The following is an 18519-nucleotide window of genomic DNA, read 5'->3' as shown; positions in this document are numbered from 1 at the left end:
GCTCACCGGACGCTCTTGATCGGTACCAGCGCGATGGCCGCCAGAGCGACGCAGATCATGCCGAAGACGAACAGCGCGTGGTAGCCGAACGAGCTGCTGATCAGCAGTGCGGCGACCGCCGGGCTCAGGGCCTGCGGGATGTTGGTCGCGACGTTCAGGATGCCGAGGTCCTTTCCGGCCGCGACGCCACCGCCCGGCAGCACCTCGGTCATGAGCGCGGTGTCGCACGACATGTAGAGGCCGAAGCCGAAGCCGTTGATGGCCGACATGACGAGCATGCCGGTGACGGTCGGCATGAGCAGGGGCATTGCGAGTCCCACGATCATCAGCACCGACGCGATGTAGATGAAGACCTTGCGGCGGCCCAGACGATCGCTGAGGAACCCGGCGAGCAGGACCGAGACGACGGTCGTGGCAAGTGACGCGAGGCTGATCACCCCGATCTGGACGTTGGCCTGGCCGAGGCTCAGACCGATGTAGTCGGTGAGGATGAACAACTGGTACGCGAAGACGACGAAGTACCCCATGATGAAGAGGAACCGGGCGGCGAAGGCCCAGGCGAAGTCGGGGTTCTTCCGCGGGTCGATCCAGAAGCCGGAGAAGAAGGCGCGCCACCGGAACGGCGGGTTCTGCTGCTGGGCGCTCGAGAAGTCGCGGTTGAACACGACGAACAGCGCGGTCACGACGAGGACGCCGATGCCGAACGCCGTATAGCCGACGCCCACGTTCGCGGCGAGGCGCCCGGCCACGATCACGCCGATGGTGCCTCCGGCCATCGTGCCGAGCCCCACCATCGCCGACGCTCCCCCGCGGCGGCTCTTCTCGAAGCGATCCGGCGTCACCGCGGTCAGCGGGCCCTGCATGGCGTTCAGGGCGACCTGGATGACGACCCAGAAGACGGTGATCCACAGGATCGACGACAGGTTCCCGAGACCGATCAGGAAGACGGCGGCGACGGCGGTCCCGATGATCATCCACGGCGCTCGCCGCCCGAGGCGGGACCGCGTGCGGTCGCTGAAGGCACCGACGATCGGCTGCGCGAACAGCGTGAAGACGAACGACACCGTGCTGATGATCGCGACGTTCTGGACCTTGTGCGCCGGATCGATGGCCGTCGCCTGATTCGGCAGCAGCACCGAGATGAGCCCGGAGTACGTGGCGAACAGGACGAGCGACGTGATGGCCAGGGAGGGCAGGAGGGTGCGCTTCACGGCGGGGGCCGGAGCGCTCTCGGCAGGGATCGGCGTGGAGCCGACCACGGGAAAAGGCGCGTTGGACATTCGTTCTCCTCATTGAGACGGACTGCGATCGCACGGGAGCGTGCTCGAACGGCCGGCCGAAAACCGACCACCGTTCGGCAATGAGTATGACGCGAGACGCCAAATAGTTCAAGCGTTGAATTTAACGGGCCGGGTCGAGCAGCAGCGGCTCCTCCAGAACAGCAGCCCGCGCCGACCAGAGCGCCCCGCGGAGAGCGGCGTCCTGGCCGAGGACACCCGCCTCCAGCACGGCGACCGCCCACGTGTCGGCCCCGACCAGAGTCGGCTGATCGCGGAGGAACGCGGGCCGGAGCGTGTCGACGAGCTCCGCCCAGTAGCCGCCGAACACGACGACAGCAGGATCGAAGCTGCGAACGATGATCTGGAGCGCCCGCCCGATCCAGACGGCCGCGTCATGCCAGGCGCGCACGGCGTCGGACTCACCCGCGGCGATTCGGCTCACCAGCTCCTCCAGCGCCAGGGTCAGGCCGGAATCGAGCATCAGCGGCCGCAGCCCGGCCCGCTCCAGGACGACGTCCGGGCCGGCGACCGTGACGAGACACCCGCGCTGGCCGCAGTCGCAGAGGTCGCCGGCGAAGTCGACCGGGAGGTGGCCGAACGCGCCCGCGGCCTCGTGCGATCCGGCGACGAGGCGCCCGTCGACGAAGGCGGCTCCGCCGATGCCGGAGTTGCTCTTCAGGTAGACGAGATCGAGGATGCCGGGGCGCAGCCGTAGCTCGGCCAGGGCTGCGAGCGTAGCGTCCGGTTGCAAGCGCATCGAAGCGGGAAGGCCCGGGACGCGATCGCGCAGTCCCCGAAGCACATCCACCCTCCCCCACTGCAGGTCGGTGTCGGCGAGGACGACGACGGGATCACCGCCGACCGGAGCGAAGACGACGACGGACAGATCGATCACGCGCCGGCCGGCCTCTTCCACATCGGCGAGCACCTGCGTCGCCACCGCCGCCAAGACGTCCAGGATCAGCTCCGGTCGCCCCATCGGCCGTCCGTGGTGCTGCGTCCGGCGCGCGAGCACGTCACCGGAGAGGGTGACGGCGACCCCCTCCGCCCGGTCGGCGTCGAGTTGGAGGGCCACGAAGGCCACGTCGTCGGCGGCGAGCAGGAGGTGTGTCACGGGCCTGCCCTTGCCGCCGTCGAGCAGCGGTTCGGATTCCCGGACGACGCCGGCCTCGACGAGAGCCGCGCTGAGCGCGGTCACGGAACCCCGCGTGAGGCCGGTGGAGTCGGCGATCCTGCTGCGCGAGCGCGGGCCGTTCTCGAGGAGGTCGAGGGTCACCAGGCTCAGATTGCGACGACGGACGTCTTCACTGACGAGCGATGCGCGCTCGCTCCCCCGGCCGCCGCCCTGCTCATGGAGGTAGCTTCGCACACCCGCCGTCGGGAAGGCCGCGCCCGCGGATCAGGTGCGGGCGCGGCCGGTCTGTCCCGAAATCGAAGGGGATTTTCGCTCGAGCTGCCGACTCATGCGGATCTCGCGGGCAGGGGGCGAAAATTCCCTTCGATTTTCGGAGGTGGGGAGGCTGCCGGAGGGCGGGGGTCAGCGTCGGCCGACGGTGACCGTCTGGTGGAGCCGGTTGACACCGGCGCGGGCGTCCCAGGTGCCGACGTTCGCCGTCTGGATGGCGTAGTCGACGTCATGGGCCAGCGATCGCTCGGGTGCGGGCAGCGCGAGCGCGACCGACCAGTGACCGGCGGGAACCCGCGCGAGCGAGGCACCGACGGTGATCGTCCTGCCGGGCTGCCAGGTGTCGGCATCCGCCTTGACGGGGACGGTGATCCTGCGGCGCCCGTCGGTCAGGACGAGCTGCACGGGCCTGGAGTTGTACGGGGCCGAGAAGCCGTCGTTGCGAAGCGAGACCGACACCGAGGGCGTGCGGCCCGACGTGACCGTGCTCGAGGTGAGCACGAACCGGTAGCCGAGGCGCTTGGCGGTCTCGGTCAGGCCGGCGCTGCCCCAGGAGTTCAGGACGTCCTCGTTGTAGTCGCGGTTGAGGTAGCTGTAGTGGTACTTCGCCATCTCGGCCTCGGCACTCGGGAACTCCGAGCGGGGGCGTCGACGTTGCACGTCTCCCCGCCGACGGCGACGTATCGCGAGTCGGCCGCCAGGTAGTCCTGGTCGAGCGACAGCGGGTCGGTGAGGAAGGTCCCGAAGTCGTCGGGCGCAGCGAGGAAGCAGTCGTTGTGGTGCCCGATGCGCGACTTCGCCGATCCGTTGTGCGCCTGCGTCGGGGTCAGCGCTCCGGACGTGCCGGACGTCACGCCGACCGCTTTCTGCTTCATCTGCATGGTGCGCACCTGGATCTGCCGCGAGGCGGGCAGAGCTGCGAGCTCGGCCGCCACCACCTTGTTGCGGTTCGCCCAGTCGGTGTCGGTCAGCGTGCCGGGGTCGCTCGGATCGGCCGCGAAGTGGTCGGTGTAGTACCCCTCGCCCCAGAGACCGATGAAGCCCTCCTGCAGCACGGCGATGACGTCGGCGTTACGACGCAGGATCGGCGTCAACTGAGCGATGTGGGAGAGGACCGTCGACACGTCCGCGTCACCGTAGGGCGGGTTGTACGGGAAGTCACCGCCCTGGACGTACGCGAAGCGCACGATCACCGAGACGCCGGCCTTGCGAGCCGTGTCGAAGTCCTTCTGGACGAGTTTCAGCCAGGCGGGATCGAGCCTCTTCTGGTCGACGAACTTCTCCATCCAGAATTCGCGCAGGATCTGCGTCACTCCCTCTTTCCGGTAGCCCTGGAGCGTCTTCAGGTCGAGCGGCTCGTAGCCGGTTCCGTCCTTGAGGTAGTGCGTCTCCGTCGAGTGGTAGAAGCCGCGCGCCGGGTTCGCTATCACGGCGTCGGACGCCGTGTACGAGACCGTGTGCGACGAGGGCGCCGGGTGTGCCGACGCGGCGGTCGGTGCCGCCAGGGCGAGGGCGGCGGCGAGCGCCACCCCTGCGAACAACTGCTTCTTCATTGAAACTCCCCTGTTGTGTGATCGGAACTGCGCTGACTTCAAGCCCGTGGCGCTCTCCGCGCCGAGTGATCCGTGCGCGGCGGCACTTGAGGCCCCGACGCTGCGCACGGACCAGGAGGCGCTCTCCGCGCCGAGTGACCCGTGCGCGGCGTCATTTCAAGCCCCGACGCTGCGCACGGACCAGGAGGCGCTCTCCGCGCCGAGTCATCCGTGCGCGGCGTCATTTCAAGCCCCGACGCTGCGCACGGACCAGGAGGCGCTCTCCGCGCCGAGTCATCCGTGCGCGGCGTCATTTCAAGCCCCGACGCTGCGCACGGACCAGGAGGCGCTCTCCGCGCCGAGTGATCCGTGCGCGGCGTCATTTGAGGCCGCTGAACGCCAAGCCATCGATGACACGACGCTGGAGCACGATGAACATGATGAGCACCGGCGCCATGGCCATCAGGCTGGCCGCCATGACCACCGGGTAGTCGGTGGTCTTGTCGCCGATGAGGGTCGCGAGCCCGGCCGAGAGCGGCATCGACGTGGAGTTCGTCGAGACGACCAGCGGCCAGAGCAGTTCGTTCCACGACCAGAGCACCGTCGTGATCGCCAGGACGTTGATCGAGGGTCTCGCCAGCGGGAGCATCACTTTCCAGAAGATCTGGAACGGGTTGGCGCCGTCCAGCCGCGCCGCTTCCTCGAGCTCCGTCGGCAGGTTCAGGAAGGCCGTCCGCATGAGGAACGTCCCGAACGCGCTGAACAACCCTGGCAGCATCAGCCCGACGATGGTGTTCAGGAGCCCGAAGCCCTGCACGAGCTGGTACTGCGAGATCAGGTACACCTGCGAGGGCACCATCAGGATCGACAGGACCAGCGCGAGGACGATGGCCCGCCCTTTGAACGTCATCCGGGCGAACGCGTAGCCGGCCAGGGTGCACAGCAGGATCTGGGCCAGCGTCCGGATCACGGTGATCAGGATGCTCGTGCGCAGCTGGTCGAGGAACGGCAGTGTCTCGAAGACCGTCGCGTAGTTCGACCACTGGAGGTGCGCCGGCCAGAAATGCGGGGTCACGCTCTGGACCTCGGCGTTGGTCGACAGCGACATGACGATCTGCCAGAGGAACGGGAAGGCCATCAGGAATCCGCCGACGCCGAGCACGACGTGGGCGACGGCGTGGGAGCCGTGGCGGCGCCCGGGGCGTGCGGTGCGTGCGGCGCGGGCGCGGGATCCTGCGCCCCGGTTCTTGGGGGAGACGGGCGGCGGCATGGTCGGATCGAGCTCGGGGTCGCTGAGGGCGGCCGAGGTGCGGGCCACGGACACGTTGTTAGTCATTGGAGACCCACCGTTTCTGCAGTCGGAACTGCACGAGCGTGACGATGCCGATGATGACGAAGATGACCATGGCGATGGCCGCCGCGTAGCCCTTGTCGTTCGACACGAAACCCTGCTGGTAGAAGAAGTAGACGAGCGAGAGGCTCTGCGGGATCACGGGGTTCGTGGTCGGCGACCCGAGGATCGCGTACTGCAGGTCGAAGAGTTGGAAGCTGCCGATGATCGTGATGATCAGGACGAAGAAGATGCTCGGGGTGAGCAGCGGCACGGTGACGGAGCGGAACTGCCGCCACGGTGTCGCGCCGTCGAGTTCGGCGGCCTCGTAGAGCTCGGCCGGGATGCTCTTGAGCCCCGCGCCGAGGATGATCATCGAGAATCCGAGCGACGACCAGAGCCCGACGATGGCGACCGCGACCAGCGCGAAGCCCGGGGTCGAGATCCAGTAGGGACCGGTGATCCCGAACCCCTTCAAGACGTAGTTCAGGATGCCGAAGTCGCCGTTGAAGATGATCCGCCAGACCATCGCGATGGCGGTCGGCATGGCCACGTAGGGAAGGAAGAAGAGCACCCGGTAGAAGGAGGCGAATCGAAGGCCGGGGGTGTTCAGCAGACTGGCGAGCCAGACGGCCAGAGGCACCCCCAGCACGACGATGCCGGTGTAGAGCAGCGTGTTGCCCAGTGCCGAGTAGAGCTGGGGGTCGGCGAACAGGCGGACGTAGTTCGCCACCCCCGTGAAGGTCGAGCCACCGAAGACACCCCAGGTCGTGAGCGAGAAGTAGGCGGTCTGGATGATCGGCCACAGGTAGAAGACGGCGATGCCGATCAACAGCGGCAGGACGAACAACCAGGGCCATGCCCCGTCGCGCTTCAGGAGCCGGGGCCGCTCGCGGAGAGCGGCCCGCCCCTTCGGGAGTGTCTCGGTGGTCATCGGCCTACTTCTCCTTGGCGAGCAGCGCGTTCATCTGCGTGGCGAGACCGTCGGTCACCGAGGAGACCGATTTCTTGCCGGAGAACGCCTCCGGCAGTTGGGCGCCTTCGAGGGCGTTCCACGCGGCCGTGTTCTTCGAGACGGGGTACGGCTCGGCGTACTTGACGGCGTCGAGGAAGATCTGCAGGTTGACGCCCGGCTCGGACTTCGCGAACGCGGTCTGCGTGCCGGTGAACGCCGGGATCACGGCGCCCATGTTGCCCTGCTGGAGCTGAGCCTTCTTCGAGGCGAGGTACACCTGCAGGGCCTGCGCAGCGGCCTTGTTCTTGCTGCCGGCCGCGACGACGTTCGACACGCCGTGGATGACGGTGGCCTGCTTCTTGCCCGTCGGCAGCGGGTAGACCTGGACGTCCTTGGCGATCGGCGACGAGCCGACCTCGGTGCGGGCCCACGAGCCACCCCAGTACATGGCGAGCTTGCCCGAGGTGAACCACTGGTCGGCCGGGGTGTCGGTGAGCTGCTGGATGGTCGGTGACGCCTTGGAGGCGATCAGCTTGGTCCAGAAGTCGATGCCGGACTGCGTGGCGGCCGTGTCGTAACCCGACTTGGTGCCGTCGCCGTTGATGACCTTGCCGCCGGCCTGGAAGATGGTGTCGTAGTACGTGGTCTGACCGTCCATGCCTCCGGCTCCGCCGTAGATGCCCTTGCTGCCGAGCTTCTCGGAGATGGTCTTGGCCGCCGTCTGGAAGTCGTCCCAGGTCCAGCCGGCTTTGGGGAGGGCCACGCCCGCTTCGGTGAAGAGGGCCTTGTTGACCCAGACGCCGATGGTGTCGAAGTCCTTCGGCACGCCGTACTGGGTGCCGTTCAGCGAGTAGAGGTCGTCGAGGGCGGACGAGTAATTGCTGAGCTTGATGGCGCCGGCCTTCACCTCGGAGGTGATCGGCTCGACCTTGCCGTTCGCCGCGTAGAGCTGGAAGTTCGGACCGTTGAGCCAGAACAGGTCGGGCAGCGTGTTGCTCGAGGCCTGCGTCTGCAGCTTGGTGAAGTAGCTGTCGAACGGCGTGACGTTGACGTTCACCTTGATGTTCGGGTACTCCTCGTTGAAACCCTTGAGGTTGGCGTCGATCGCCTTGACCTGCGTCTGGTCCCAGACGCCGTAGGTGATGTTGGCCTTGAGGCTCTTGGCAGGCGCCTTGTAGCCGGAATCGCTGCCGCCGCTGCCGCCCGAGGACGAGCTGCAGCCCGAAGCGAGGAGGGCGACGCCGACGGCTGCGGCGACGCCGAGCGCGAGGCGGCGCTTGGCACTGCCGCCTCTGGTGAGTCGAGAGATCATTGCGGTGTCCTTTCGAAGGCTCTGCCTAGGCGGCAGGGCTGGGTGCGGTGGGGGTGCGGGAGGGAACGGTCGTGGTTCGGGCGAAGTGCTCGACGAGGTCGTGTGGGAGGTCGGGGACGTCCAGCGGCTGGGAGCCGCTGCGAAGGGAGCGCGCGGCGAGGGCTCCTGCTGCCACTGCGGCGCGAGCTGCCACGGGTGACAGCGTGACCTTCTCGTCGCGCGCGACGAAGGCCAGGAACTCGTGCATCGTGAGCACGTCTGCGTCTTCGTGGCCGGTCTCGACGCCCTCGATGGGGTACTCGAGGTCGCCGTCGACCTTCCACTCGGCGGCGTGCCGCCGGTTCCAGACCTTGACGACTCCCCCGGCGGTGTCGCCGATGTTCTCGAGCCGCCCCTCGGTGCCGATGACCGTGTAGTTCCGCCAGTAGTCCGGGGTGAAGTGGCACTGTTCGTAGCTGGCGAGCACGCCGTTGTCGAGCGTCATCATCATCATCGAGACGTCCTCGACGTCGATGACCGGGTTGAGCCGCGTCTGCGCGAGCGGCGGGTAGCTGTCGTGGGAGAACCAGTCCCTCACCGTCTCGCCCTCGTGCGTGTCCCGGTCGGTGACGTCGCCGTAGACCATGAGGTCGCCCATTCCGACGACCCGCTTCGTGTAGGCGCCGGCCAGCAGGTGCACGACGTCGATGTCGTGGCTGGCCTTCTGCAGGAGGAGCGTGTTCGTCTTCGACTGCTCGGCGTGCCAGTCCTTGAAGTAGTAGTCGCCGCCGTTGCCGACGAAGTGGCGCACCCAGACGGTCTTCACGTCGCCGATCTCGCCGCGCTCGATGATGTCGTGCATCAGCCGGACCACGGCCGCGTGCCGGAAGTTGTGACCAACGTAGAGCTTGGTGCCCGTTTCGTGGGCGGTGCGCAGGATCTCGTCGGCGTCTTCGATCGTGATGGCGAGCGGCTTCTCGAGATAGACGGCGACGCCCGCGCGGAGCAGCTCGATGGCGATGGCCGCGTGCGTCCAGTCGGGAGTGGTCACGATGGCGGCGTCGAGGGCGGCGTCGCGGATCATCGCCTCCACCGAGGAGAAGACCTCGATGTCGTCTCCGAACTCTTCGGCGGCCCGGCGGCGCCCTCGGCCGTCGTGTCGGCGGCGGCGACGACCAGGGCTGCGTCGGGCGAGGTCGCGACGTGGTGCGCGATGTAGGCGCGCTGGCCGATGCCGACGACACCCACCCGGATCGGTGCGGCGCTTTCGCGAGGGGTCGACATCACATTTTCTCCGCGTCTTTGCGTGAACATGATTCAAACGTACTCGAAACGATCATGAAGTGACAGTAAATGCTCACAAGTCTGAGCGGAAGTCCGAATCGAGTTTCCGGCGCGATGTTTACGAACCCGAAACACACGGCCCGTCTCGGACCTCGGATCGGGCACGAGTCGCCGCCCGACCGTCGAGCCTCGCTCGTTTCGAGCGCGACCGGCATTCGGCCGAACACCCGCGCTCGGCGTGCCCCGGAGTTACGGCGCGATGATGATCTCGACGCCCGCCGCGCCGAGGGCCTTGGCCAGCTCGGGTGGCACGGGAAGGTCGGTCACCAGGACGTCGAGCTGGTCGAGCGGGCAGATCCTGGCGAACGTCGTCCGCTCCATCTTGGTCGAGTCGGCGACGACGACGACCTTCTTGGCCACCCGCCCGAACTGCTGGCTGACGTCGGCCTCTCCCTCGTGGAGGGTCGTCGCGCCGAAGCGGACGCTGAGTCCGTCGACACCGAGGATGGCGACGTCGAGAGCCATCTCCTGCAGGGAGTTGGAGACCAGCGGGCCGACCAGTTCATAGGACTGGCGCCGCGAGACGCCCCCGGTGACCACGATCTTGACGTGCGCCCGGACCGAGAGCTCGTACGCGATGTTGAGGGCGTTGGTCACGATCGTGACGCCGAAGTCACCGTCGGAGCGGACGAGTCGATCGCTCCGCCCGAGCTCGCGCGCGACCTCGCTCGTCGTGGTGCCGCCGTTGAGGCCGACGGAGTCGCTCACCGAGACCAGCGCGGCGGCCGCCTTCGCGATCCGCACCTTGGCCTCGGCCTGCCGGGCGATCTTGTACTGCAGCGGGAGTTCGTACCCGCTGCCGAGCGCGGAGGCGCCGCCGTGGGTCCGGGTGACGAGGCGCTGGTCGGCGAGCGTGGCGAGGTCGCGGCGAGCCGTCGCCGCCGAGATGGCGAGGGCTTCTCCGATCTCGGCGATACTGACGTTGCCACGCTCCGAGACCAGTTCGAGGAGCTCGTTCAAGCGCTGCTGCTGCGTCATGGAGCCCATCCTAGGGCGCAATCGCTCAACCAGGATGAGCGAATTTGACGTTTTGCTCTCGACTCACTCATAAATGACGACCTATGATGAGCGAAAGAGACGTCGCCGGTCGACGTGACCGAGAGGAAACCATGACAGACACCTTCGTGGCCGCCGAACTGGCGAGTCAGCCGTCGACCTGGCGACGGGCAGCCGACCTCGCCCCCGACTTCGAGGGCATCCTGCCCCGACCCGGCGAGCGCGTCGCCGTCGTCGGCTGCGGCACCAGCTGGTTCATCGCGATGAGCTACGCCGTTCTCCGCGAGCGGGCCGGCCAGGGCGTCACTGACGCTTTCGCCGGTTCGGAGTACCCGACCTCACGCGAGTACGACCGCGTCGTGGCCATCTCCCGCTCGGGCACGACGACCGAGATCGTCCAGCTGCTGTCCGAGCTGCTGAACCAGAAGACCGTCCTGATCACGGCCGTCGCCGACTCCCCCGCCGCCGCCGAGGCGGACGAGGTCGTGGCGCTTCCGTTCGCCGACGAGCGCTCGGTCGTCCAGACCCGATTCGCGACGACCACCCTCGCGCTGCTGCGCGCGGGTCTCGGCGAAGACATCGAGCCCCTCGCCGTGCAGGCCGAGACCGCTCTCACCCTGCCCATCGACGACCTCCTGGAGGCCGAGCAGGTCTCGTTCATCGGCGTCGGCGCGGCGGTCGGCCTGACCTTCGAGGCCGCGCTGAAGACCCGCGAGGCGGCGCAGTTCTGGGCCGAGTCGTACCCCTCCATGGACTACCGGCACGGCCCGATCGCCATCGCCCAGCCGGGCCGCCTCGTCTGGTCGCTCGGCGAGGCGCCGGACGGCATCGCCGACGACGTCGCCGCCACCGGCGCCACCTTCGTGCACCACGACCTCGACCCGATGCCCGGGCTCGTCGTCGTGCACCGCTTCGCCGTCGCCCTCGCCGAGGCCCGCGGCCTCGACCCCGATCACCCGCGCTCGCTCACGCGGTCCGTCATACTCGCTTCGTGAGCCCGACCGACGCCGCCCCCGCCGACAGGTCCGACTCGCTCGGCGCCGCGGTGCTGGGGGTCGACGTCGGCGGGACCACCGTGAAGGCCCGCCTGTTCGCAAGCGACCAGTCGGTCCTCGGCGAGTGGCGGGTTGCGACTCCTCGCAACGACACCTCGGCCCTCGCGACGATCGCAGCCATCCGAGGTGTCCTCGCCGAAGCGGACGCCGTGACGCCGGTCCAGGCCGTCGGACTGGCGATCCCCGGCGTCGTCGACGACTCAGCCGGCGTCTCGGTCAACAGCGTCAACCTCGGCTGGAGCGGCCTCCCCGTCCGCGACCTCCTCGGGGCGGCGACGGGTCTGCCCGTCGGCTTCGGACAGGACGTCCGCGTCGGCGCGGTCGCCGAGAGCTCCACCGGGGCCGCGCGCGACGTGGAGGACATGGCCTTCGTCCCGGTCGGAACCGGCCTCGCAAGCGCCTTCGTCACCGGGGGCGTACCGCTCGTGTCAGGCGGCTGGGCGGGCGAGATCGGGCAGGTCGTGATCCGTCACGGAGCCCATCGGGGCCGTCGGGTCGAGGAGGTCGCGTCGGCCGGCGGCCTCGCCAGGCGGCTCGGGGCCGGGAACGCGCGCGAGGTCGCCGATCGGGTGCGCGCGCAGGATCCTGCCGCTCTCGCCGCCTGGACCGAGACCGTCGAGGTCTTGGCCGACACCCTGTCGTGGATCGCCGCCGTCGCAGCACCCGAGATGATCGTCGTCGGGGGCGGTCTCGCCGAGTCGGGCGACCTTCTGTTCGCTCCCCTTCAGCACGCCCTGGACGAGCGCCTCGCGTTCTCCCGCCGTCCCGTGCTCGCTCGCGCGCTGCACGGCGACGCGGCGGCGATCGTCGGAGCGGGCCTCCTCGCCCGCAAGGCCCTGGCGGAGTCGTGACGCGCTTCACACTCACCGCCGACCGGGTCGCCACCGCCGAGACCGTCTGGTCGCCCGGATTCGTCACCGTCGAGGGCTCGACGGTCGTCGCCCTCGGTCAAGGCTCTCCCGGGCTGGATGCCGGCGCGACCGAGCACGTCTCCGGCGCGATCCTGCCGGGATTCGTCGACCAGCACGTGCACGGGGCGCTCGGCGTCGACTTCGGACGGGCGACACCCGAGGAGGCCCGCCGGGTCGCACACTTCCACGCGGCGACCGGATCGACCCGTCTCGTGGCGTCGATCGCCACGGCGCCGCTGCCCGCTCTGGAGCAGGCGCTGAGCACGCTCGCCCCGCTGGTGGACGACGGCACGCTCGCGGGTCTCCACCTCGAGGGGCCGTACCTCTCGGCTGTCCGTCGGGGCGCTCACGATCCGGCGCTGCTGAGACAGCCCTCCGTCGCCGAACTCGCGGCGCTGCTCGAGGCGGGGGCAGGATCCGTCCGCCAGGTCACGATCGCGCCGGAGCTCCCGGGCGCGCTCGACGCCGTCGCCTGGTTGGTGTCGCAGGGCGTCACCGTCGCGCTCGGCCACTCCGACGCCGACTTCGACACCGCCCGGCGCGCCATCGACCTCGGTGCCACGGTCGCGACGCACCTCTTCAACGGCATGCGGCCACTGGGCCACCGCGAGCCCGGACTCGTCGGCGCCGTGCTCGACGACGAGCGGGTGCTGCTCGAACTGATCCTCGACGGGCACCACGTCGCTTCCCCGGTCGCTTCCCTGGTGCGCCGGGTCGCACCGGGGCGGCTGGCGCTCGTCTCCGACGCCATGAGCGCCACCGGACTCGGTGACGGAGAATACGCGATCGCAGGATCGCCGGTGGTCGTCACCGAGGGCGTGGCCATGCTCGCAGACGGATCGTCGCTCGCCGGCAGCACCGCCACGGTGGCCGACGCCCTCGTCCGCCTCGGCGCGGCCGGCGTCACGCTGCCCGAGGCCGTCGCCGCCACCTCGGCCGCAGCCGTCCGGACGCTCGGCCTCGCCGAAGGGCTCGCCGAAGGGCTCGCCGCCGGCTCGCGCGCCGACCTCGTCGTCGTCGACGACACCCTCCGCGCGCGCCGCGTTCTGCGCGCCGGCCTCTGGCTCTAGCCGCGTCGGTCGGCGCGGGCCTCCGCCTTCCTTCCCGCCCGCACCCTCCCTCCCTCCCTCCCTCCCTCCCTCCCGAAATCGAAGGGGATCCTGCGATCTCGCCGCCGGTGTCGGGCCAGAACAGGTCTCCCGGCGAAAATCCCCTTCGATTTCCGGAAGGGCCGGAGGGGACGGAGGGGAGGGGGCGCGGATGGCAGGAGGGCAAGACGGCAGGCGGGCAGGAAGGCGAGGCCTAGCGGACGGCGGGAGCGACCTCGACGAGGGCGGCCAGCGCGCGGGCGCGGCCCGCGTCGAACACGGCGGCACCCGGCACGAGGGCGTTGGCGGTGGCCGCACCCGCGGCGAGCGCCACGGCGGACGGCAGGCCGGCCCCGTCGTCGAGGGCGGCGAGGAGGCCGCCCAGGTAGGAGTCCCCCGAGCCGACCGGGTACGAGCCGAACGCCCCGGCCGACGCCGGCAGCGCGACGCGCCACGCGCCCGAGGCGTCGGCGGCGAGCGAGCCGGCCGCGCCGTCCGTGACGACCACGGGGCACCCGGCCCGTTCGCGGAGGGCCGCCACGAGTTCGTCGAGGGGGCACCAGATCTGGGTGCGCCGGCCCCCAGCGCTTCGGCTGCCTCCTCGCGGTTCACTTTGAGCAGCCCCAGGGCGCCGCCGTCGAGCACCGAGAGGAGCGCGTCGCCGTGCGTGTCGAGCGCTACCCGGGCCCCGCGCGAAGCGGCGCCTTCCACGAGGGCGACGAGCTCGTCGCCGGCGCCCGCCGGGAGGCCGCCCGAGATGGACAGCCACGAGCCCGGTGTGACGGACGAGAGCAGGATCTCCAGCGCCGCGCCCCAGACAGCGGGCGACAGTGGCACGGGGTTCTCGTAGATCTCCGTCAGGGAATTCGCGCGCTCGGAGGCGATCGTCACGCACATCCTCGACTCGGCACCGCCGTCGACGACGCGGGCGGTCACGCCGTCCGCGTCGAGCAGCGAGGCGACCAGCGCGCCGACGTGTCCGCCGAGCACGGGCACCGCGGTCACGGTCGCTCCGAGGCGAGCGGCGGCTCGAGCCGAGTTGAGAGCCTTTCCGCCGGCGACGCGCACCACGGAGCTCGGTCGATGCGGCCGGCCGAGGACGAGCTCGTCGACGACGTAGGTCATGTCGAGCGCAGGGCTCAGAGCGGCGACCGTGATCACGTCAGGCTTCCGACCGTGAGCTCGCCGAAGGCGTCGAGATGCATCAGGATCTCGTCGCGCGTCGCCTGGGCGGCCGTCCCTCCGGCCGAGCGGGTCGACAGCGATCCGGCGGTCGTCGCCCAGCCGAGGCGGCGGCCCTCGTCCTCGATCCCTCCGACGAGCGCCGCGAGGTAGCCGGCGTCGAAACTGTCGCCGGCGCCGGTGGTGTCGACGACGTCGATCAGGAGGCCCGGCGACGATACGGGGCTGTCGCCGGCGCGCACCGACCAGCCGCCGTCCTTGCCGGCCTTGACGACGACTGTCGGACCGGTCGCCGCGAGAGCTGCCGCCGCGCGGGCGTCCGAGGCATGCCCCGGCGAGACCGCTCGAAGCTCCTCGAGGTTCGGGAGGAAGACGTCCACGAGCGGGAGGACCTCGTCGAGTCCCTCCCAGCGCGCGGCGGGATCCCAGTTCGTGTCGAGGCTGATCGTGAGCCCGCGCCGGCGGAGCTCGGGCAGCAGCACCGGCATCGAAGCGGCGAGCCCCGGCAGCAGGAAGTACGACGCGAAGTGCACGTGCGTGAACGATCCGGCATCGAGGGCTGCGAGGACGTCCCGGGCCGAGACGCGGGTCATGGCGCCGGTCGAGGTGAGGATCGACCTGTCGGCCGGGGCCGACAGGATGACGCTGAGCCCGGTCGTCTCCCCCGGCACGACTCGGACGAACGTGGTGTCGACGTCGCCCAGCGCCTGGAGAGTGAATCGGCCGAACTCGTCGTCGCCGACGCAGGCCACCAGCGACGCGGGCACGCCGAGTCGGGCGAGACCGTGCGCGACGATGCCGGCGGAGGAGCCCAGCACGGTCGACGCCGAGTCGAGCAGCTGCTCCTCCTGGCCGAAGCGCGGCACGACGTCGCCGGTGAGGACGAGGTCGACGTTGGCGTCGCCGACCACGAGGACGGCGGGATCCTGCTGGTTCGTGATGGTGGTCATCCCTTCAGGCCCGAGAACGTCATGGTCGCGATGAACTGCTTCTGCGCCGCGAGGAAGAACAGGATGAGCGGCAGGGTGGCGACGACGTTACCCGCCATGAGCAGGGACCACTCGGTGCGTCTGGTGCCCTGGAAGTTCGTCAGCCCCAGCTGCAGCGTGAACGCCTGGTCGTTGTTGATCGCGATGAGCGGCCAGACCAGATCGTTCCACGAGCCGAGCAGCGTGAAGATGGCCAGGGTCGCGAGAGCGGGTTTGGCCAGGGGCAGGACGATGCGGAAGAACACCTGCAGACGGCTGCACCCGTCGATGAGTCCGGCCTCCTCGAGCTCGGCCGGCAGCGACAGGAAGAACTGTCGCATCAGGAAGATGCCGAACGCCGAGGCGAGCCACGGCACGATCGCCGCGCCGAGGTGGTCGACGAGACCGAGCCTGGCGAACATGACGTAGGTCGGGATCATGAGCAGCTGCGTCGGGACCATGATCGTGGCGACGACGGCCAGGAACCCGAACGTGCGACCGGGGAACTTCAGCCGGGCGAAGCCGTAGCCGGCGAGCGAGCAGAGCACGAGGTGCGACGCGATCGCCGACGCCGACACGATGGCCGTGTTGAGCAGCCAGTGCAGGATGTCCGACTGGGCGAACAGCTGCCGGTAGCCGAGCATCGTGAGGTGCGACGGGATGAACGCCGGCGGGAACTTGTTGATCTCGGAGGCCGGCTCGACCGAGGTGAGGAACATCTCGACGAAGGGCAGCAGGAACAGCACCGCGATGGGCAGGAGGAGGAAGTGCCAGCCGCTGAACGGCAGCCTGCGACGCCTGGCTCGGGCGGGGATTCGCGGTGGAGCGACCACCCCACCGGCGTTCGCCAGCCCAGCGGGGGCAGGATCGGGGCTTCGATGGTCATCAGAACGCCTCCCGTCCGGTCTTGCGCGAGTACACGGTCACGGCGATCGTGATGATCAGCGTGACGAAGAACAGCCCGTACGCCACGGCGGAGCCGTAGCCGAACTGCAGGTTCTGGAAGGCGACCTTCCACAGGTAGTAGACGATCGTCTGGGTGGCTTCGAGCGGGCCGCCGCGAGTCGTCGTGTAGACGAGGTCGAACAGCTGGATCGCCTGCAGCGTCTGCCAGATGGCGACGAAGACCGTCACGGGAGCCAGCTGCGGCCAGACCACGCGCCAGAAGACCTGCCACGAGTTGGCGCCGTCGATGCGGGCGGCCTCGATGACGTCGCCGGGGACGTCCTGGAGCGCCGCGAGGTAGATCACCGTCGTGAACGCCGCCTCGCCCCAGAGCGACATGATCGTGATCACGACCATCGCCTCGTGCCGGTCCTCCAACCAGCCCTGCTCCGGCAGGTGCAGCACGCGGAGCACGTTGTTGATGAGGCCGAACTGGGGGCTGAAGAGGTACGTGGTCAGGATGCCCGTGGCGGCTGCGGAAGCGACGAAGGGCACGAAGATGGCCGTGCGGTACAGCCCGATGAAGCGGATCCGGCGATTCAGCGCGACGGCCAGGAACAGGCCGAGCAGGACCGACGCCGGGACGAACAGCACCGTGTAGATCACCGTGTGCACCACGGCGCCCTGCAGCTCCGGGTCGGAGATCATCTGCTGGTAGTTGCCGGCGCCGACCGAGATCGGGTCACTGAAGCCGTCCCACTTCTGGAACGACAGGATGAAGGCCCAGACTCCCGGGAAGACGGTGAGCCCGAGGACGATGATCAGCGCCGGGGCGACGAAGCCCCAGCCTTCGAGTGCCTGCCGGAGGCTCTGACGCCTCCTGGCCTTCGTCGGGGGCGGCGCTGGGGAACGGAGGCCCCTTCGCGGGGTCGCAGTGCGAACGTGGTCATCGCCGCTCCTAGTTCTGAGCCAGCGCTTTGTCGGCGGCGCTTGAGGCGGTCTTGAGCGCGGCCGCGGGCGTGCCCTGGCCCTGCAGCACTTGCGAGACGGCTGATCCGACGGCGGTCGAGAGGCCGACGTAACCCGGGACGGTCGGGCGGGCCTTCTTGGCGTTCGCCGCGTTGGCCTGCATGACGTCCATTCCGGGAAGGGCCTTCTCGGCCGCCTGGAACGCCGGGCTGTTCGCCTCGCTGGAGCGGAGCGGCAGGTTGCCGATCGCGACGTTGAACTTCTCGTCCTGCGCCGCCGACGTCAGCCACTCGGTGAACTGGGTCGACCAGTACGAGCGGTTGGCGTCTTTGTGATCGAAGAGGGTCCAGACGTCCGGGCCGGAGACCGTCTGGTGGTCGCCGTTCGTGCCCGGCAGCTGGACGACGCCGTACTTCGTGCCGGCGGTCTTCAGGGCGGACAACTCCCACGGGCCGGAGGTGATCATGCCGATGTGGTCGCTCTCGAAGAGCTGGGCGAACTTGGTGTCGGTCTGGTCGAGGTAGACGCTCTTGTCGGTCACGGCCATGTCACGCAGGAAGCTCACGGCCTTGACGCCCGCCGGGGAGTCGAACGCTGCCTTCGTGTCGTTCTTCGACAGGATGTCGCCGCCGTTCTGCCACAGGTGCGGCCAGAGCTGCCAGGTGGTCTCCTCGCTGCCGGACACCGAGTAGCCGTAGCCGTAGGTGTTCGTCGACGAGTCGGTCAGCTTCTTGGCCGCGTCGCGGAACTGATCCCAGGTCCAGTCCTTGGTCGGGTAGGCGAGACCCGCCTTGTCGAAGACGGTCTTGTTGTAGAGGAGCGAGATGTTGTCGACGACCGCCGGAAAACCGATGGTCTTCTTGCCGGTCGGCTGCGCCGTGGCGCGAGCTGCGGACGTGAACTCGTCCCACTTGACGCCTGGCTTCGCGACCTCTTTGGTGATGTCGAGGGTGCGGTTCGAGCGTTCCAGCTGGCTGGCCCAGGATCCGAAGGTGTACGAGACGTCGGGGTAGGTGCCGCCCGCGAAGGAGGCCGACAGCTTCTGCAGGAGCTCGTCGGTCGACGACGCACCGGGTGAGAGGGCGATCTTCACGTTCGGGTGCAGCTTCTCGTACTGCGCCGCCAGGCCCTCGAGGATCTTCTCGGCCTGGTCGTTCTGTCCTGACCAGACGGTCAGGTCGACCTTCGCTTTCGTGTCGAGTTTCGACGAGCCGCCGGATGACGACGCGCAGCCGGTGAGCACGGCCGCCGCGGCGATCACGGTCACGCCGAGGGCGAGGCCGCGGCGGAGGTGGGTGGTGTGTGGTGCGGAGGAACGGAACATCGAG

Annotated in this window: 16 protein-coding genes and 2 pseudogenes; 3 read left to right on the top strand and 15 right to left on the bottom strand. The window is 69.2% G+C overall.

Annotation, left to right across the window (positions count from 1 at the left end):
- Nucleotides 1-2: 2 nt before the first annotated feature.
- From QUE79_RS09900 to QUE79_RS09860, 9 genes and pseudogenes are all read right to left on the bottom strand, one after another.
- Nucleotides 3-1280, bottom strand: coding sequence for an MFS transporter (locus QUE79_RS09900; RefSeq protein WP_286346516.1), 1278 nt, complete (start codon nucleotides 1278-1280; stop codon nucleotides 3-5).
- A 121-nt stretch (nucleotides 1281-1401) separates the two neighbouring features.
- Nucleotides 1402-2556: an ROK family protein gene (locus tag QUE79_RS09895; protein WP_286346515.1), complete on the bottom strand. Its 1155-nt coding sequence runs from the start codon at nucleotides 2554-2556 to the stop codon at nucleotides 1402-1404.
- Nucleotides 2557-2817: 261 nt separating this feature from the next.
- Nucleotides 2818-4238: pseudogene (locus tag QUE79_RS09890) on the bottom strand (DUF4832 domain-containing protein).
- A gap of 358 nt (nucleotides 4239-4596) precedes the next feature.
- Complete coding sequence (locus tag QUE79_RS09885) at nucleotides 4597-5553, bottom strand: carbohydrate ABC transporter permease (protein WP_286346514.1); 957 nt, start codon at nucleotides 5551-5553, stop codon at nucleotides 4597-4599.
- Complete coding sequence (locus QUE79_RS09880) at nucleotides 5546-6481, bottom strand: carbohydrate ABC transporter permease (protein ID WP_286346513.1); 936 nt, start codon at nucleotides 6479-6481, stop codon at nucleotides 5546-5548. Before QUE79_RS09880 ends, QUE79_RS09885 begins: the two co-directional genes overlap by 8 nt.
- A 4-nt stretch (nucleotides 6482-6485) precedes the next feature.
- Complete coding sequence (locus tag QUE79_RS09875; protein ID WP_286346512.1) at nucleotides 6486-7814, bottom strand: ABC transporter substrate-binding protein; 1329 nt, start codon at nucleotides 7812-7814, stop codon at nucleotides 6486-6488.
- A gap of 25 nt (nucleotides 7815-7839) precedes the next feature.
- Nucleotides 7840-8877: a Gfo/Idh/MocA family protein gene (locus tag QUE79_RS09870; RefSeq protein ID WP_286346511.1), complete on the bottom strand. Its 1038-nt coding sequence runs from the start codon at nucleotides 8875-8877 to the stop codon at nucleotides 7840-7842.
- Nucleotides 8874-9077: a hypothetical protein gene (locus QUE79_RS09865; protein ID WP_286346510.1), complete on the bottom strand. Its 204-nt coding sequence runs from the start codon at nucleotides 9075-9077 to the stop codon at nucleotides 8874-8876. The genes QUE79_RS09870 and QUE79_RS09865 overlap by 4 nt, the downstream gene beginning before the upstream one ends.
- Before the next feature lie 249 nt (nucleotides 9078-9326).
- On the bottom strand, nucleotides 9327-10115 hold the full coding sequence (locus QUE79_RS09860; protein ID WP_286346509.1) for a DeoR/GlpR family DNA-binding transcription regulator: 789 nt from the start codon (nucleotides 10113-10115) through the stop codon (nucleotides 9327-9329).
- A 131-nt stretch (nucleotides 10116-10246) separates the two neighbouring features.
- On the opposite strand from QUE79_RS09860, the gene QUE79_RS09855 reads away from it, so the two are divergent.
- Genes QUE79_RS09855 through QUE79_RS09845 form a run of 3 tightly spaced genes read left to right on the top strand, consistent with a single transcriptional unit; the run spans nucleotide 10247 to nucleotide 13169 of the window.
- Nucleotides 10247-11128: an SIS domain-containing protein gene (locus QUE79_RS09855; protein ID WP_286346508.1), complete on the top strand. Its 882-nt coding sequence runs from the start codon at nucleotides 10247-10249 to the stop codon at nucleotides 11126-11128.
- Nucleotides 11125-12039, top strand: a complete 915-nt coding sequence (locus QUE79_RS09850; protein WP_286346507.1) for an ROK family protein — start codon at nucleotides 11125-11127, stop codon at nucleotides 12037-12039. Before QUE79_RS09855 ends, QUE79_RS09850 begins: the two co-directional genes overlap by 4 nt.
- Nucleotides 12036-13169 (top strand): N-acetylglucosamine-6-phosphate deacetylase, encoded by a 1134-nt coding sequence (locus QUE79_RS09845; RefSeq protein ID WP_286346506.1) that lies wholly within the window; start codon nucleotides 12036-12038, stop codon nucleotides 13167-13169. Before QUE79_RS09850 ends, QUE79_RS09845 begins: the two co-directional genes overlap by 4 nt.
- Nucleotides 13170-13401: 232 nt before the next feature.
- On the opposite strand, the gene QUE79_RS09840 is transcribed toward QUE79_RS09845, so the two are convergent.
- From QUE79_RS09840 to QUE79_RS09820, 6 genes and pseudogenes are all read right to left on the bottom strand, one after another.
- The gene (locus tag QUE79_RS09840) at nucleotides 13402-13728 is read right to left on the bottom strand and encodes a PfkB family carbohydrate kinase (RefSeq protein WP_286346505.1); all 327 of its coding nucleotides are present in this window, start codon (nucleotides 13726-13728) and stop codon (nucleotides 13402-13404) included.
- A 47-nt stretch (nucleotides 13729-13775) separates the two neighbouring features.
- Nucleotides 13776-14312: pseudogene (locus QUE79_RS25455) on the bottom strand (PfkB family carbohydrate kinase); the annotation flags it as partial.
- Nucleotides 14313-14344: 32 nt separating this feature from the next.
- A complete protein-coding gene (locus tag QUE79_RS09835; protein WP_286346504.1) occupies nucleotides 14345-15319 on the bottom strand; it encodes a carbohydrate kinase family protein in 975 nt (324 codons plus the stop codon).
- Nucleotides 15316-16170 carry a carbohydrate ABC transporter permease gene (locus QUE79_RS09830; protein ID WP_286346503.1) on the bottom strand — a complete coding sequence of 285 codons (855 nt, stop codon included), beginning with the start codon at nucleotides 16168-16170 and terminating at the stop codon, nucleotides 15316-15318. Before QUE79_RS09830 ends, QUE79_RS09835 begins: the two co-directional genes overlap by 4 nt.
- Before the next feature lie 52 nt (nucleotides 16171-16222).
- Nucleotides 16223-16930 (bottom strand): carbohydrate ABC transporter permease, encoded by a 708-nt coding sequence (locus tag QUE79_RS09825; RefSeq protein ID WP_286346502.1) that lies wholly within the window; start codon nucleotides 16928-16930, stop codon nucleotides 16223-16225.
- A 250-nt stretch (nucleotides 16931-17180) separates the two neighbouring features.
- Nucleotides 17181-18515, bottom strand: coding sequence for an ABC transporter substrate-binding protein (locus QUE79_RS09820; protein WP_286346501.1), 1335 nt, complete (start codon nucleotides 18513-18515; stop codon nucleotides 17181-17183).
- Nucleotides 18516-18519: the final 4 nt, after the last annotated feature.

Origin of the sequence: Frondihabitans sucicola (genome assembly GCF_030296615.1) — a bacterium.
In the GTDB taxonomy this organism is placed as follows: domain Bacteria; phylum Actinomycetota; class Actinomycetes; order Actinomycetales; family Microbacteriaceae; genus Frondihabitans; species Frondihabitans sucicola.
This window is presented reverse-complemented; position numbering and strand designations above follow the sequence as displayed.